This window comes from Avibacterium volantium (genome assembly GCF_049366555.1).
Taxonomy (GTDB): domain Bacteria; phylum Pseudomonadota; class Gammaproteobacteria; order Enterobacterales; family Pasteurellaceae; genus Avibacterium; species Avibacterium volantium_A.
Genome location: NZ_JBMMGT010000030.1, coordinates 13,700 through 28,620, shown reverse-complemented (window position 1 = coordinate 28,620; position 14,921 = coordinate 13,700). Strand labels below are relative to the sequence as shown.

The window sequence follows — 14,921 nt, the reverse complement described above, 5'->3', positions numbered from 1 at the left end:
TCTAAAGCAACACTAGCCAAAAATTACCCCGTAGAAAGAGGTGATGGGGCATTAGAGGTCTTTGGTCACGGGTATTTTCAGCGATTCACCACTTTCCACACTAAACAGGTTTTCGTGCGCCGCAAACTTGGCGGTAATTGGACGGATTGGGTACAAAGTATGACCCAACTTGGCGGGACGTTTACGGGCAATGTTAGCGCGCCAAATTTAAGTGCAACAGGTACACTACAAAGCAACTATCGCTTAGTGATTGACCGTAATGAGGATGCATATCCCCCTTATATCAATATCATTGATAGCTCAATTGACCTAGATAACAACGCAAAAATAAAGGAGTTTGCTCACATAAACTTTGTTGCCACTCGTGCGGGTACACAAAAACCAAAAGCAAAAGTGGTATCCAGACTCGCCGATGATAAATCAGCAGATATTAGACTTGTTACAACTAATGATGCCGATAGATACACATATAATCTCACGCTATTTGGACAAACAGGCAATGTTGCCGTGGGTAAAACGACGGATAACGGCGTGGAAAAATTACAAGTTGCAGGCACGATTGGCGCACTTGGTTATATCAATACAACTAGTACTGGCTGGGAGCGGCTAAGAGCCACGTTGGCTGATGGCAGCTACTGGCGTTGGGAAGTCAATCCTGCATCTGCAACCGACCCAAGATTTAATTACGTCTATCGCTCTGCAAGTGGCGAGCAGCGTTATATAGCATTTCCGACGCTTGCCAAAAATGAAACGGTGGCGTATCAGAGTTGGATTGCTAGCAAGTTATCAGACTCCGTCACATCTGATAGCAATAATACCGTTGCCACAAGTAAAGCGGTGAAAAGTGCTAACGATAATGCTAATGGGAGGATTGCTAAAACAGGGGATATTGTAAGCGGTAATTACACCTTTAGCACAGGACACATCGAAATCCAGCGTCCCGAAGTCCCAAGTGGGCAATTTTGGGGCGGTTTGCACTTAAAGCATACTGCTGGAGGAGCAAACACAGGCTTAGGTATCACTAACTATTTCAATGACGTTCATCTTGGAGTGTATGGCATTTTAGATGATGGATACAAATCACGCTACGAACTCTGGCTTGCGCAACAGGGTAATAATGCCTTTGGGGCTGCCGAGAAAGCAATGCAAATTAATAGCAATGGTGTGATTTGGACTAAGTCATACGGTTGGTTACACGATTACTTCTCTAAGAAAGGTGATGTTTCTGTTTTAACTGGAATAATTAGCCACAATGGCACTCTTCCTTTACCAGCGGGCTTTTCAGAATCACAATGCCGTTGGCTTGTATCAATGCGAGATGACAATGAAAACGGTGCAGAGTGGGATGTTAATGAAGGGGCAACTGTAGTTCATAAACGTAACTTTTGCTACACAAATGGACGCTTGGTGAACGCTTACACACGTATATTTAATGATAGGGGCAATATATATCAGGACTTACCGGGCAATGCAAATTACATTGTTATTGGGATTAGATAGGAGGTGAAAATGTATTTAATTTTTAATGCTATAGGTGAATGTATTGGAAACTGTGATTTTGCACCTAACGAAAATGATTTAGCCCTAAGAAACGAACAAGCAATAGAAACGGATAAAACCTTTATCAATCCGTTACTTAAAGATGATGTCATCATTGAGCGCGGGCGTAAGCCCACTGAATATCACATTTGGAACGGTGATGAATGGGTGATAGATGAGGCAAAACAAGCAGAATTGCTTGCTAGTCAACAAGCCCAAGTTTGGGAGCAAATCAAGCAAAAACGTTATCAAAATTGTCGCTCGGGCGTGTATGTCAAAAGCGTGGATAAGTGGTTTCACTCTGATGATGCGAGCCGTCAGCAGTACACATTTATGCGCACGCTCCCAGATTTTCCTGTGACGCGCTGGAAAACTATGGATAACAGTTTTGTTGAGATAACAAAAGCGTTGCTAAATGAGCTATCACTTGCGCTGTTTGCCCACGAGCAAGCAGATTTTGCCAATGCGGAGCGTCATCGCGCGGCGATGTTGGCGGCGGAAAACCCGCTAGATTATGACTACAGCACAGGTTGGCAGGAGGTTTACAATGGTTAATCAAGTTTATTTGGCATTATACAAAGGCAAACGTAGCGGTAAGGGCTTTGGCGTGTTAAAAGCCCGATTGGGGGATTGGCTGACACGCAAACTCACCAAGGGCAAATACTCGCATTGCGAGATAGCAATCGAGACCTTTGAGCGGTGGGAGCAATACGATTGGCGCAAGCGTTACCAATGTTACTCGAGTTCGGTCAGAGATGGTGGCGTACGTTGCAAGGAGATTGATTTAGAGAGCGGCAAATGGGATTTAATCCCGCTAAATGGTGTCGATGAGCATCAAATTAAACGCTATTTTGAGCAAACTAAGAGAAAACACTATGACTGGCTTGGTGCATTGGGGGTGGTGTTATTTACCCCGCAATCTCGCGATAAGTTTTTTTGCAGCGAGTGGTGTGCTAATGCCATTAACGGCGGTGATGAGGGGTGGCGATTTAGTCCAAATCATTTAGCCGCAATTTTCAAACAGGGAGCAAAATAAAATGGAAGAAATCAAAACCACAACTACAAGAGAGTACTTGCTGAATAATACAGTGATGGATGCCAAATCTGCGAACCGATTTTCATTGCACAACGGTAACCAAAAGGAGCTAAATAAAATGAATAAACTAACAAAAGACTATTTAGACAGCTTGGTAGCAAATGCCCAGTATGTACATCAAGATTTACTGACTATTTGTACCGTCACCGTGAAAAATGGTTTTAAACTGGTTGGCACCAGTGCGTGTGCAGATGAGCAACACTATGACGCTAAGATTGGTGAGCAAGTTGCCTATCAAAATGCCTTTGCAAAACTCTGGGAGCTTGAGGGGTATTTACTCAAACAACGCTTGCACGAGCAATCGCAAGGCTTTGTCACATTACGCAACGGTAATCAGGCTCAAATTGTTTATACAAGCCCTTTTGGCAAGCTGTTAGTCGTTGAGCAAACAGATGACGAACTGCCAAAGGTACATTGGCATAATGCCGATGGCTCTTATCATAAAGATGAGCAAAATCAAGTTGTCCCGCACGAATTAGATATTATTTGGGAGGCAGAAATGTAAAAAAATAACGAATAAAAGGAAGAAAGCGGCGATGTCGCGGTATCCTACCCCCGCGACACCAGCCTAAGCAGAACGCACCTGCATAGACCCAAGACCGCTCTGTCTGACCAGACGGGCGGATTGTAACAAAACCGCGAATAAGGCAAAAGGTTTATGCAAAATAAAATACAAGAAATACGTTGCAAGTGCTGTAAAAAGCTACTAGCGCGCACAAAAGATAATCAATTTTTAGAGATTAAATGCGTGCGTTGCAAAACGTTAAACACATTTAAGCAATCCAAGTAATCAATTCAGAGTGTCCGAGTGCCTTGAGCACCAGAACGCCATAATTTAAGGATAAATTATGGCAAAAAAGAAAATCATTATATGGGCATTATTTGATAGCGGCAATGGGTGCTATGCTCAAGCTGCAAAATCCTTTCGTAATATTAAAATCTATCCAATCGGTATTGATATTGAGCGTAAGAATAGCCATTTCTTACGCTTAAATCTCGCTGATTTCGGTCGTTTGTTTGGAGATAAAGCATTATTTAATAAGCTGGATAAACTGCCCAAACCTGATGTGATATTAGCAAGCCCACCCTGTGAAAGTTTTAGTGTAGCCAGTGCAATGTGGGGTGGTAATGCGTGCTGGAAACAAGAGCAACCCAAAGGATCTCGCTTTGTTATTCGTAATAAGCGAGATTATTATCCCCCTTATTCACCTCGCCTGCACTTTCGCTACGAAAAATCCTTTTTTAATCGGGTTAATGGTGAGCTTTGCATTTATAACACTATTGAGATTATTAAACGTTATCAGCCACAAATTTATGTCATTGAAAACCCTTATGCGAGCAGAATTTGGAGTTATATTGAGCATATTTTAGACTTTGCCATCCCTTATGATAATCCGACTTACTATGGGAATTATGGGTATGTGGCGAAAAAACCAACCAAGTTTAAAAGTAATATCCCCTTAAAACTCAAGTATCAGCAGTATATTGCTGGTGTGCGGCTGAATAATGTCTGCAAAACCTACAATGAGCGATCGAATATTCCACTAAATTTAGTGCAAGACATTTACCGTCAAATCTTGTCTCATTTGGAGGTGGTGAATGTATAAGCAAGCTCCACTGCCTTTTGTCGGACAAAAAAGAATGTTTTTAAACGCCTTTAAACAGGTTTTAAATGACAATATTCCTAATGATGGCACAGGCTGGATGATTATAGATGCTTTTGGCGGGAGTGGACTATTAAGCCACGTGGCTAAGCGTATAAAACCCAAAGCACGAGTAATTTATAATGACTTTGATGGCTATACAGACAGACTAAAGCACATAAACGATACAAATCGTTTACGCACAGAATTACTTCAAGTTGTTGGTGATATTATACCAAAAAATAGACGATTAGACAATAACAAAAAACAAGAAATCATTAATAAAATCAATAGTTTTAATGGGTTTAAAGACCTCAATACTATCGCTAGCTGGTTACAGTTTGGCGGGCAACAAGTTGGATCTTTTGAGGAGCTATTTAGTAAGACATTTTGGCGCGGAATAAAGCTAACAGATTACCCAAGTGCGGAGGATTATCTTGATGGACTTGAGATAGTCAGCGAGCCGTTTCAGACGCTGCTACCTAAGTTTTCTGATAATCCAAAAGCCTTGTTTGTGCTAGACCCGCCTTATCTCTGCACAAAGCAAAACAGCTATAAAATGGCAAATTATTTTGACTTGATTGATTTTTTACAGCTGATTGACCTAACGCGACCGCCTTATGTGTTTTTTAGCTCGACTAAGTCAGAGTTTGTGCGGTTTATTGAGTATATGGTGCAGGCTAAAAAGGATAACTGGAAGACATTTGATAAAGCTGAACGGGTAACAATTAAAGCGGCGTTAAATTATCAGGTGCAATATGAGGATAACCTAGTCTATAAATTCTAAAATAAAGGGGCTAACGCCCCTATTTTTGTTTTCCCGCATTGTAATCTGCCTCATAAGTAAAGAGGAAATAAGCGACAGTGAGTTTGAGTGGTTAGGAATAAAACTGGAGAGGTATGGAGGTCTATTTCGGCATAGTTTAAGATAGTTTAAATGGCATTTAAATAGCATAAAAAAATCCACATAACGTGGGAAAAAATTTTCTCAAGTTATGTGGACGCGTTTCTCATTTTGCGCGGACGGCTTCAACGGCTTCAATCAAGATGAAATAATATTTTTATTCCCATCAACAGGACATAAACGTAAAGGGCTATATATTCTGGCAAATTATTTTGCTAATACAGATTTACCAATAAAACTTGTCGTAGCTGGTTCAAAATTAAGAAGACCTCTCAAAAATGTAATTGAACTCGGTTTCTGTAAAAATATGGCAAATTTATATAGAGCTTGTGATTTTACGATTATGGCTCCCCGCTATGAACCATTTGGACTTGTTGGAATTGAATCAATTTTATGCGGGACAAAAGTGATCTTCCCTGAAGAAATGGGCTGCGTTGAAGTGATAAAAAAAGACGCAGGTTTTTTCTACCCACTTAAAGCGATAGATCAAGAGTTACCAAATATTATTGAAAATGCTGTAAATCAAAAAAGACAAAATAAACATAAAATCATTGAGCCATTACATCATTTAAATTATGATCCTAACCTATCTACACACATAAACCGAATTATGGACTTAGTAAACCAATCATTGAAAACAGATTAATAATTCTTTATGAACAACTTAGCACTCGAACAACTGATTAATCAGAAACTGGATTCTGATGCCATTGCCGACTATGCGCCGAATGGATTGCAAGTGGAAGGCAGAGAACAAGTGAAAAAAATCATTACTGGTGTAACCGCAAGCCATGCGTTGATTGATTATGCCATTGCGCAAAATGCCGATGCCATTTTGGTTCACCACGGTTATTTTTGGAAAAGTGAAAATCCCTGTATTCGTGGAATGAAAGGCAAGCGCATCAAGGCATTATTGCAAAATAATATTAATCTTTATGCCTACCATTTACCCCTTGATGTTCACCCTGAACTAGGTAATAACGCACAGCTTGCAGCGTTGCTTGGTATTGAAGATCTGCAACCGTTGGAACAAGGAAAATTCAGCATTCCTGTTTATGGCACGCTCGCCACACCTATCAGCGGGGAAGCATTTGCTCAGCGTATTGAGCAACAATTACAGCGTAAACCGCTTTTTTGTGCTGAAAACGCACCGCACTTTATCCATAGCGTGGGGATTTGCACAGGCGGCGGTCAGGGTTATATTGATCTTGCCGCGCAACAAGGGCTTGATGCCTATATTACAGGTGAAGTTTCCGAGCAAACCATTCATTCTGCGCGTGAACAAGGCATTAATTTCTTCGCCGCTGGCCACCATTGCACAGAGCGTTACGGCGTAAAAGCCTTAGGCGAATGGCTCGCAGAAAATCACGGTTTTGATGTGGAATTTAAAGATATTTACAATCCCGCATAAAAAATGGGAAAGCAAAGTGCGGTGTAAATTTTGCGAATTTTCAGGTCAGCTTTGTATAAGCGCCACTTTTCCCTTATACTATGCACAATTTTTTCATCACAAATAGGAATAAAAAATGGGTTTCTTAACTGGTAAACGTATTTTAATCACAGGTTTAGCAAGCAATCGCTCTATTGCTTATGGGATTGCGGCTGCAATGAAACGTGAAGGTGCAGAGCTGGCTTTCACTTATTTAAACGATAAATTAAAACCACGCGTAGAAGAATTTGCCAAAGAATTTGGTTCAGACATCATTCTGCCCCTTGATGTGGCGAGCGATGAAAATATCACTCACTGTTTTGCGGAATTAAGCAAACATTGGGAAAAATTTGATGGCTTTGTACACGCCATTGCGTTCGCACCAGGTGATCAGTTAGATGGCGATTATGTAAACGCCGCAACGCGCGAAGGTTTCCGCATTGCACACGACATCAGTGCATACAGCTTCGTGGCAATGGCACAAGCGGCGCGCCCTATGCTTAATCCAAACTCAGGCTTGGTAACACTTACCTACTTAGGCGCGGAGCGTGCGATTCCAAACTATAACGTAATGTGTTTAGCGAAAGCCTCTCTTGAAGCCAGCACTCGTGTAATGGCTGCAGATTTAGGTAAAGACGGTATCCGTGTAAACGCGATTTCAGCTGGCCCAATCCGTACACTTGCCGCATCTGGCATTAAAAACTTCAAGAAAATGTTAGCAACCTTTGAAAATACTGCGCCATTACGTCGTACTGTAACCATTGAAGATGTGGGTAATTCAGCAGCGTTCTTATGCTCTGATTTAGCTTCAGGGGTAACAGGCGAAGTGTTGCACGTTGATGCAGGTTTCAGCATTACCGCAATGAGCGAATTAGGTGCGGAATAATTTTAACTTTTACCAAAATAAGGCAGACCAATGCGTCTGCCTTTTGTCGTTTATTAAGAAAAAATAATTATGTTTCAAAATAACCCCTTACTTTCCCAATTAAAACAGCAAATTCGTGATAGCAAACCTGTGGTTGAAGGTGTGGTGCGCGGTTCAGACAAGGCATTCGGCTTTTTAGAAACAGAGAAAAAAAGCTATTTCATTCCCCCTGCTGCAATGAAAAAAGTGATGCACGGCGATAAAATCAAAGCGCGCATTGAAACCATTGGCGACAAAGAACAAGCTGAACCAGAAGAACTGCTTGAACCGATGCTAACCCGTTTTATCGCCAAAGTGCGGTTCAATAAAGACAAAAAATTGCAAGTGTTGGTGGATCACCCACAGATCAATCAACCCATTGGCGCAAATAAAGCCAAAACGGTAACGGAAGATCTGCAAGAAGGCGATTGGGTGGTGGCAGAATTAAAAACGCACCCACTGCGTGATGATCGCTTTTTGTTCGCTCAAATCACACAGTTCATTTGCCAAAAAGACGATGAATTTGCCCCTTGGTGGGTAACCCTCGCGCGCCATCAGCAATCGCGCTACCCTGTTCAAGGGCAAGAAAGTTACACAATGCTCGATCAACAAACTCGTGAAAATTTGACCGCACTTCATTTCGTGACTATCGACAGCGAAAGCACGCAAGATATGGACGATGCGCTTTATATCGAAATCTTGGAAGAAAATGGCCAAGCCGTAGGCTGGAAATTAGTGGTGGCAATTGCCGATCCAACCGCTTACATTGATGAAAATTCACTGATTGAACAAGAAGCCAAGCAGCGTTGTTTTACTAATTATCTACCAGGTTTCAACATTCCAATGTTGCCGCGTGAGCTTTCTGATGAGCTTTGTTCATTAATGGAGAATGAAGTGCGCCCCGCGTTGGTTTGCACCATTGAAATTGATCAACAAGGCAATATTCGTAACAAACCCGTTTTCCAATCCGCCAATGTACAATCTAAGGCGAAATTGGCGTACAACAAGGTTTCAGATTATTTAGAACAACAAGAAAATGCGTGGCAGCCAGAAGATCCAGCCACGAAAAATCAAATTGATTTGCTCCACCAATTCACCCTTGCGCGTATTCAATGGCGTAAAACCCACTCTTTATTATTTAAAGAAAAACCGGATTACAGCTTTAAATTAGCGGAAAACGGCAAAGTAGCGGAAATTGTGGCAGAATATCGCCGCATTGCGAACCAAATCGTGGAAGAATCAATGATCTTAGCTAATATTTGTGCCGCACAATATCTCAATGAAACGGCAAAATGTGGCATTTTCAACACGCACAGCGGTTTTGATCAAAAAAATCTTGCTGCTGCACAGCAATTTCTTCTTTCACAATTGGCCAATGAAGAAAATGAAGCAGAACTTAAAGCTCGTTATTCTAGCGAAAACTTGGCCACACTCGAAGGCTACTGCCGTATGCGCCACGATATTGAACCCATTGAAGGGGATTATCTTGAACTGCGCCTGCGCCGCTATCTCACTTTTGCCGAATTTAAAGCGGATCTTGCTCCGCACTTTGGTTTAGGGTTGCAAGGCTACGCCACTTGGACATCACCAATCCGTAAATATTCGGATATGGTTAATCATCGCTTAATCAAAGCGAGCCTGACCACTCAGCAATATCACAGACCAGCAGACGATTTGCTGCAACGCTTACAAGAAGCACGCCGTCAAAACCGTTTAATTGAACGAGATATTGCCGACTGGCTATACTGCCGTTATTTAGCCGACAAAGTGGAAAACAACCTGCAATTTGAAGCAGAAATCCAAGATGTTATGCGTGGCGGCTTGCGTGTATTATTGTTAGAAAACGGCGCGTCAATGTTTATCCCCGCCTCCACCATTCACAATAACAAGGAAGAAATGCAGGTAAACCCAGACGAAATCGCCCTTTATATCAAAGGCGAAAAAGCCTATAAAATCGGCGATAAAATCCAAGTGCAACTCACGGAAGTAAAAGAGGAAACACGAAGTATTATCGGACAGGTTTTGGTTTAAACGTTTTCTCACCCTCTATATCAAACAAAATAGCCTCAACTCTCAAGATGGGGCTATTTTTTAACTAAAATGTTCAGTCAATTCTTCTATACCCTTGCTCTCAAACTCTCTCTAAAACTATTTTATTAGATTAATAAGCAATTAGCTCCATTCAATGATTTTGTTTTGTCTTTGAATAGGATTCCTTTACTAATCCCTCCTAACCCCTTACAATAGTTCAAAATTTTCTCGGTATAACGCAATGAAATTCTTAAAAACTCTTTTTATTCCTTTATTTATCAGCTTGTTGCTAGCAGGCTGCGCCCTTGATATTGATGATGACCGTCCAACCAATGTGCAATATATAGAAAAAAACGACCGCACTTGGCAGCAACATTTACAACAAATTCAACAAATTAGCGTTTATCAAGCGGAAGGACAAATTGGCTATATCAGCGCCAAACAGCGTTTTTCTACCGCCTTTGATTGGCAATATCAAAACCCGAAAGCCTATACACTGGTGCTTTCTTCAGCCTTAAGTAGTTCCAAACTCACCTTTAAAATGCACGCGCAAGGTTTAACCATTTCAGATGAAAAAGGACGCCAACGCTCCGCTAAAGATGCCCAAGCATTATTACGCGAAATTATCGGAATGGATATACCACTCACCCAGCTAGCCACTTGGCTAAAAGGTGAGCCAAATAATCAACAGGATTACAATGTAGGCGAAAATCATTTGCTCGCCAACTTTACTTATGCCGTCAATGGTGAGCAATGGACGGTGGATTATTTGAATTATCACCAAGACCACTCGCCTGCCCTACCACGGGATATTTTGCTAAAAAATGACGCGCAAACCCTGAAAATTCGCGTAAATCATTGGAAATACTAATGAAAAATTATCATTTTTCCACCGCACTTTCCGTTCCAGCGAAAAATGGACGCTACCGTTTTCCTAGCCCAGCAAAATTAAATCTGTTTCTTTATATTAATGGGCGCTTGGAAAATGGTTATCACGAATTGCAAACCTTGTTCCAATTTTTAGATTTTGGCGATTGGCTGAAAATTGACGTGCGGGACGATTCACAAATTATGCTTTCCCCACAAATTCCCCATTTAAAACAAGAAGATAACCTCATTTATCGCGCAGCGCGTTTACTCCAACAGCGCACGGGCTGCCAGCTTGGGGCAAATATCCATTTAGATAAAATCTTGCCTATGGGCGGTGGCGTTGGCGGTGGCTCATCAAATGCGGCTACCACACTTGTTGCCCTTAATGCTTTGTGGAAAACGCAATGTTCCCCTGAAGAGTTGGCTCAGTTAGGGTTACAGCTGGGCGCTGACGTGCCTATTTTTGTTCACGGCAAAGCCGCGTTTGCCGAAGGCGTGGGGGAAAAAATTCACGATTGCAATCCTGCTGAAAAATGGTATGTGGTGCTAAAACCTAACGTTTCCATTTCAACAGGACGCATTTTTCAAGATCCCAATTTGCCACGCAATACCCCGAAAAAACCTCTTTCACAACTTTTAGCTGAAAATTATACAAACGATTGCGAAAAAATTGTGCGAGATCATTATCCAGAGGTTGAAGAACTGCTGGGCTGGTTGTTACAATATGCACCCGCAAGATTAACGGGAACAGGGGCTTGTGTTTTCGCAGAATTTGACGATGCTCAATCTGCTCAAGCGGTATTTCTAAATAAGCCAAAAGACTGTTTTGGTTTTGTTGCAAAAGGGCTAAATGTTTCGCCATTACACCAAATGATGGAGCATTTATTCCAATGAGATCAATATTTTACACATTCTTCCATCTAAAATTCTGAGGTTAATTTTACAATGCCTGACATAAAACTTTTCGCTGGTAATGCAACGCCAGAACTAGCAAAACGAATTTCTGAACGCTTATACCTTTCACTCGGTGATGCCACCGTGGGACGCTTTAGCGATGGCGAAATTCAAGTGCAGATCAATGAAAACGTGCGTGGTAGCGATGTTTTCATTATTCAATCAACCTGCGCACCAACAAATGACAACCTAATGGAATTACTTGTGATGGTTGATGCTTTACGCCGTGCATCAGCAGGCCGTATCACTGCGGTAATCCCTTATTTCGGCTATGCTCGCCAAGATCGCCGTGTGCGCTCTGCACGTGTACCTATCACCGCAAAAGTGGTGGCGGATTTCTTATCGAGCGTAGGGGTAGATCGTGTTTTAACCTGTGATCTTCACGCTGAGCAAATTCAAGGTTTCTTTGATGTTCCTGTGGATAACGTATTTGGTTCGCCAGTATTAATTCACGATATTTTAAAGAAAACCGATCTTGAAAATCCAATCGTGGTTTCACCTGATATTGGTGGTGTGGTTCGCGCTCGTGCAGTGGCAAAATTACTCAACGATACCGATATGGCAATCATTGACAAACGCCGTCCAAAAGCGAATGTTGCACAAGTTATGCACATTATTGGTGATGTAGCTGGACGTGATTGTATTCTCGTTGATGATATGATCGACACAGGGGGAACGCTATGCAAAGCGGCAGAAGCCTTAAAAGAGCGTGGCGCAAGACGCGTTTTTGCTTATGCAACTCACGCCGTATTCTCAGGCTCAGCGGCAAAAAATCTTGCCAGCGATGCCCTTGATGAAATCGTGGTAACCGACACTATTCCACTTACCCCAGAAATCAAAGCCTTGGGTAAAGTGCGTGTGCTTACACTTTCAAGTATGCTTGCCGAAGCGATTCGTCGTATCAGTAACGAAGAATCAATCTCTGCAATGTTTAGTTAATTGCTATAAAATGATAAAGCAAAAAGCTGATTGCATTGTAATCAGCTTTTTTATCTGAAAAATCTAGAATCGTCAACTAATTAACATTAACCACCAGACAGTTTCACGATAAAACCTTTTTGCTCTAATAATTGTTTGAGTAACTCTCGTTTTTCGCCTTGAATTTCAATCAAGCCATTTTTTACCGAGCCACCGCAGCCGCAGCGTTTTTTCAATTCGGCGGCTAATTTTTTCAATTCATCATCGGGCAAATAATCTAAGCCTTTAATTACGCTAACACCACTGCCCTTTCTTCCGCTCACTTGGCGCTCAATGCGGACAATGCCATCACCTTTAGGGCGTTCAGGCTGTGATTTTTCTGCTTTAATTCGGCCTGTTTCGGTGGAATAAACTAAGGTGCTTTCTGACATATTACCCCGCAATAGACGCATTAATCGCACGCAACACTTCTGCTGGATTTTCAGCTTGCGTAATCGGGCGGCCGATAACCAAATAATCAGAACCCGCTTGAATTGCCGCTGCTGGCGTCATTACACGGCGTTGATCGCCGAAATCAGAACCAATCGGGCGAATACCTGGGGTAATCAGTTTGAAATCTTTGCCACAATGTGCGCGTAAAATTTCTACTTCCTGTGGCGAACAGACCACACCGTCAAGCCCTGCTCTTTGGGTTAAATTGGCAAGACGAATCACTTGCTCCATTGGCGACGCGTTAATGCCAATTTGTAGCAAATCAAGATCTTCCATACTGGTTAGCACGGTAACGCCAATTAAAATCGGTGCATCTTTGCCATAAGGCTCAAGAATATTTTTGGCTTCTTCCATCATTCGTAAACCGCCGCTGGCGTGTAAATCGACCATCCAAACGCCTAAATCTGCCGCAGAACGCACCGCTCTTGCTACGGTGTTAGGAATATCGTGAAATTTGAGATCAAGAAAAACGTCAAAATTACGGCTGTGTAGCTGTTTGACAAAATTTGTGCCTAGGGTGGTAAACATTTCTTTTCCCACTTTTAGGCGACATTGGCTTGGGTCAAGTTGATCCACCAAAGCAAGCGCCTGCTCTTCTTTTTCATAATCTAGGGCAACAATCACTTTACTGCTCATTTTCTCTTCCTCGTTGGTTAGTTATATTCAATATCTGGCGTTGGTTTGATGCTTTCCCATTGACGACAAGAAGGGCAGCACCAAATAAGTTTGTTTGTTTGATAACCACAATTCGTACAGCGATAATCAAAACCTTGTTTAATCCGCTCTCCCACCATTTTTGAGAGTAACTCGAGGCTTTCTTTACCGCGTCCTGCTTCGGCACTTTCAATTTGATATTGAATAAAGCGATGAAAAACGATTGTTGTGGGGTTTTGATTGAGCTGTTGATAAAGTTTTGCTTGCGCTGCTACAAGACCATCTTTTTCTGCAATAAAATCAGCTAAAGCAAGATCAACGGCACTGCTTTTGCACACTTGGCTCGCTTTAATGAGAAAAAGCTCAAAATTATCTTGCTGATGTAATTCTTCATAGCAATATTTTAAAGCCGACAGCGCTTCACCAATGTAAGCGGGGTTTTGCTGCAAAATATTTTCTAAATTTTTTACCGCACTTTGATAATCCAACTGCAACATTTCATTTTGTGCGAGTAATAATGACGCTCGGATACAGTTTGGATAAACGGTTAAAGCGCGCTGTAAAAGTGCCGTAGCCATTTTTTTTTGCTCAGCATCAAGGCTTTGGGCATATTCACAATAATAATGTGCCAAGGGGATAGGATCAAAGTGCGGTGAAATTTTGGCGAGTTTTTCCGCCACATTAATGGCTTTTTTCCATTCTTTCATTTTTTGGTAAATGACGGCCAGTTGCTGTAATGCGTTTTCCGCAAAATCTGGCTCATCAACCAAAAGGATATACAACGCTTCGGCACGATCGAAAAAGCCAACGGTCATAAAATCGCGTGCAAGCTGTTGTTTGGCAAGCAGTTTTTGTTCAAAACTATAATTAGGGCTACGATCTAAAGCTTGGTGAATTCGTAATGCGCGATCCACTTCGCCACGGGAACGGAATAAATTTCCTAAGGTGAGTTCGGCTTCAAATTGTGAACTTTGTTCAATTTCATTCTCTTGTTCTTGTTTTTGTAGAATATCCAAGAACAAATCAACTGCTTTTTCTTGCTGATTAGAAAGAAGTAAATTCACCCCCGTTACATAATCACGGGATAATTTGTTGGTGATTTCTTCCTGATCCTTTTTCGCACTACGATGCCCCATATACCACCCATACGCTGCGGCAATAGGAAGCAGTAGAAAAAGCAGTTCAAGCATTATTGTGGAGCCTTATCTCGGCTTGATGTTAATTCAGTAACTTGTGCGGAAAGGCGTTTTACCTTGCGTGCTAATCCCATATTTTTTAGTTTTAATTTGAGATAGAAAAAGCCAGTAATAAACCAACCTAACAGCAAGCCAAAACCAAATAAGATAGCCACTAACGTGGAAAGCTGTAATTCGCTTTGAGCAACAATATAATTAAAGGTAATGACTTGATCATTATTCGCCCCAATGGTGATAGCAACTAGCACAACGGCGAGTAAAATAATAAAACCAAAAATATACTTAATCATT

18 protein-coding genes are annotated in these 14,921 nt (G+C 41.7%); 14 read left to right on the top strand and 4 right to left on the bottom strand.

Annotation, left to right across the window (positions count from 1 at the left end; translation table 11 throughout):
• From ACLS0A_RS09515 to ACLS0A_RS09450, 14 genes are all read left to right on the top strand, one after another.
• Window positions 1-1,500: tail fiber protein (locus tag ACLS0A_RS09515; RefSeq protein WP_416083282.1), on the top strand; the 1,500-nt coding region annotated here is incomplete at its 5' end.
• Between the two features lie 9 nt (window positions 1,501-1,509).
• Complete coding sequence (locus ACLS0A_RS09510) at window positions 1,510-2,094, top strand: DUF4376 domain-containing protein (protein WP_416083281.1); 585 nt, start codon at window positions 1,510-1,512, stop codon at window positions 2,092-2,094.
• Window positions 2,087-2,575, top strand: a complete 489-nt coding sequence (locus ACLS0A_RS09505; RefSeq protein ID WP_416083280.1) for an enoyl-CoA hydratase — start codon at window positions 2,087-2,089, stop codon at window positions 2,573-2,575. Before ACLS0A_RS09510 ends, ACLS0A_RS09505 begins: the two co-directional genes overlap by 8 nt.
• A 118-nt stretch (window positions 2,576-2,693) precedes the next feature.
• A complete protein-coding gene (locus ACLS0A_RS09500) occupies window positions 2,694-3,140 on the top strand; it encodes a Gp49 family protein (RefSeq protein ID WP_416083279.1) in 447 nt (148 codons plus the stop codon).
• 153 nt (window positions 3,141-3,293) lie between these two features.
• Entirely contained in the window at window positions 3,294-3,425 is a 132-nt protein-coding gene (locus ACLS0A_RS09495) for a Com family DNA-binding transcriptional regulator (RefSeq protein WP_416083278.1), read from the top strand.
• Between the two features lie 58 nt (window positions 3,426-3,483).
• Window positions 3,484-4,242 (top strand): DNA methyltransferase, encoded by a 759-nt coding sequence (locus ACLS0A_RS09490; protein WP_416083277.1) that lies wholly within the window; start codon window positions 3,484-3,486, stop codon window positions 4,240-4,242.
• Window positions 4,235-5,065: a hypothetical protein gene (locus ACLS0A_RS09485; RefSeq protein WP_416083276.1), complete on the top strand. Its 831-nt coding sequence runs from the start codon at window positions 4,235-4,237 to the stop codon at window positions 5,063-5,065. Before ACLS0A_RS09490 ends, ACLS0A_RS09485 begins: the two co-directional genes overlap by 8 nt.
• 208 nt (window positions 5,066-5,273) lie before the next feature.
• On the top strand, window positions 5,274-5,828 hold the full coding sequence (locus ACLS0A_RS09480; RefSeq protein ID WP_416083275.1) for a glycosyltransferase: 555 nt from the start codon (window positions 5,274-5,276) through the stop codon (window positions 5,826-5,828).
• Between the two features lie 9 nt (window positions 5,829-5,837).
• Entirely contained in the window at window positions 5,838-6,593 is a 756-nt protein-coding gene (locus tag ACLS0A_RS09475) for a Nif3-like dinuclear metal center hexameric protein (RefSeq protein WP_416083274.1), read from the top strand.
• A gap of 115 nt (window positions 6,594-6,708) precedes the next feature.
• Window positions 6,709-7,497, top strand: coding sequence for an SDR family oxidoreductase (locus tag ACLS0A_RS09470; RefSeq protein WP_035685113.1), 789 nt, complete (start codon window positions 6,709-6,711; stop codon window positions 7,495-7,497).
• A gap of 69 nt (window positions 7,498-7,566) precedes the next feature.
• Window positions 7,567-9,546 carry an exoribonuclease II gene (rnb, locus tag ACLS0A_RS09465; RefSeq protein ID WP_416083273.1) on the top strand — a complete coding sequence of 660 codons (1,980 nt, stop codon included), beginning with the start codon at window positions 7,567-7,569 and terminating at the stop codon, window positions 9,544-9,546.
• 241 nt (window positions 9,547-9,787) lie between these two features.
• Window positions 9,788-10,417 (top strand): lipoprotein insertase outer membrane protein LolB, encoded by a 630-nt coding sequence (lolB, locus tag ACLS0A_RS09460; RefSeq protein ID WP_416083272.1) that lies wholly within the window; start codon window positions 9,788-9,790, stop codon window positions 10,415-10,417.
• Window positions 10,417-11,310, top strand: a complete 894-nt coding sequence (gene ispE / locus ACLS0A_RS09455; RefSeq protein ID WP_416083271.1) for a 4-(cytidine 5'-diphospho)-2-C-methyl-D-erythritol kinase — start codon at window positions 10,417-10,419, stop codon at window positions 11,308-11,310. Before lolB ends, ispE begins: the two co-directional genes overlap by 1 nt.
• A gap of 51 nt (window positions 11,311-11,361) precedes the next feature.
• Window positions 11,362-12,309 (top strand): ribose-phosphate pyrophosphokinase, encoded by a 948-nt coding sequence (locus ACLS0A_RS09450; RefSeq protein WP_416083270.1) that lies wholly within the window; start codon window positions 11,362-11,364, stop codon window positions 12,307-12,309.
• Window positions 12,310-12,395: 86 nt separating this feature from the next.
• Here the strand turns inward: ACLS0A_RS09450 and yciH are convergent, their stop codons facing one another.
• The 4 genes from yciH to ACLS0A_RS09430 are packed head-to-tail and all read right to left on the bottom strand — an operon-like array spanning window position 12,396 to window position 14,920.
• Window positions 12,396-12,719, bottom strand: a complete 324-nt coding sequence (gene yciH / locus ACLS0A_RS09445) for a stress response translation initiation inhibitor YciH (protein WP_416083269.1) — start codon at window positions 12,717-12,719, stop codon at window positions 12,396-12,398.
• A gap of 1 nt (window position 12,720) precedes the next feature.
• Complete coding sequence (gene pyrF, locus ACLS0A_RS09440) at window positions 12,721-13,416, bottom strand: orotidine-5'-phosphate decarboxylase (protein WP_103853138.1); 696 nt, start codon at window positions 13,414-13,416, stop codon at window positions 12,721-12,723.
• Between the two features lie 17 nt (window positions 13,417-13,433).
• A complete protein-coding gene (lapB, locus tag ACLS0A_RS09435; RefSeq protein WP_416083268.1) occupies window positions 13,434-14,624 on the bottom strand; it encodes a lipopolysaccharide assembly protein LapB in 1,191 nt (396 codons plus the stop codon).
• Window positions 14,624-14,920: a LapA family protein gene (locus ACLS0A_RS09430; protein WP_103853140.1), complete on the bottom strand. Its 297-nt coding sequence runs from the start codon at window positions 14,918-14,920 to the stop codon at window positions 14,624-14,626. The genes lapB and ACLS0A_RS09430 overlap by 1 nt, the downstream gene beginning before the upstream one ends.
• Between the last annotated feature and the right edge of the window lies 1 nt (window position 14,921).

Coding starts and splice junctions, on each gene's coding strand:
- ACLS0A_RS09475 (WP_416083274.1), top strand. CDS start 5,838: ATGAACAACTTAGCACTCGAACAACTGATTAATCAGAAACTGGATTCT.
- pyrF (WP_103853138.1), bottom strand. CDS start 13,416: ATGAGCAGTAAAGTGATTGTTGCCCTAGATTATGAAAAAGAAGAGCAG.
- ACLS0A_RS09490 (WP_416083277.1), top strand. CDS start 3,484: ATGGCAAAAAAGAAAATCATTATATGGGCATTATTTGATAGCGGCAAT.
- ACLS0A_RS09480 (WP_416083275.1), top strand. CDS start 5,274: ATGTGGACGCGTTTCTCATTTTGCGCGGACGGCTTCAACGGCTTCAAT.
- rnb (WP_416083273.1), top strand. CDS start 7,567: ATGTTTCAAAATAACCCCTTACTTTCCCAATTAAAACAGCAAATTCGT.
- ACLS0A_RS09470 (WP_035685113.1), top strand. CDS start 6,709: ATGGGTTTCTTAACTGGTAAACGTATTTTAATCACAGGTTTAGCAAGC.
- ACLS0A_RS09485 (WP_416083276.1), top strand. CDS start 4,235: ATGTATAAGCAAGCTCCACTGCCTTTTGTCGGACAAAAAAGAATGTTT.
- ACLS0A_RS09495 (WP_416083278.1), top strand. CDS start 3,294: ATGCAAAATAAAATACAAGAAATACGTTGCAAGTGCTGTAAAAAGCTA.
- ACLS0A_RS09430 (WP_103853140.1), bottom strand. CDS start 14,920: ATGATTAAGTATATTTTTGGTTTTATTATTTTACTCGCCGTTGTGCTA.
- ACLS0A_RS09450 (WP_416083270.1), top strand. CDS start 11,362: ATGCCTGACATAAAACTTTTCGCTGGTAATGCAACGCCAGAACTAGCA.
- ACLS0A_RS09510 (WP_416083281.1), top strand. CDS start 1,510: ATGTATTTAATTTTTAATGCTATAGGTGAATGTATTGGAAACTGTGAT.
- ACLS0A_RS09500 (WP_416083279.1), top strand. CDS start 2,694: ATGAATAAACTAACAAAAGACTATTTAGACAGCTTGGTAGCAAATGCC.
- ACLS0A_RS09505 (WP_416083280.1), top strand. CDS start 2,087: ATGGTTAATCAAGTTTATTTGGCATTATACAAAGGCAAACGTAGCGGT.
- yciH (WP_416083269.1), bottom strand. CDS start 12,719: ATGTCAGAAAGCACCTTAGTTTATTCCACCGAAACAGGCCGAATTAAA.
- ispE (WP_416083271.1), top strand. CDS start 10,417: ATGAAAAATTATCATTTTTCCACCGCACTTTCCGTTCCAGCGAAAAAT.
- lapB (WP_416083268.1), bottom strand. CDS start 14,624: ATGCTTGAACTGCTTTTTCTACTGCTTCCTATTGCCGCAGCGTATGGG.
- lolB (WP_416083272.1), top strand. CDS start 9,788: ATGAAATTCTTAAAAACTCTTTTTATTCCTTTATTTATCAGCTTGTTG.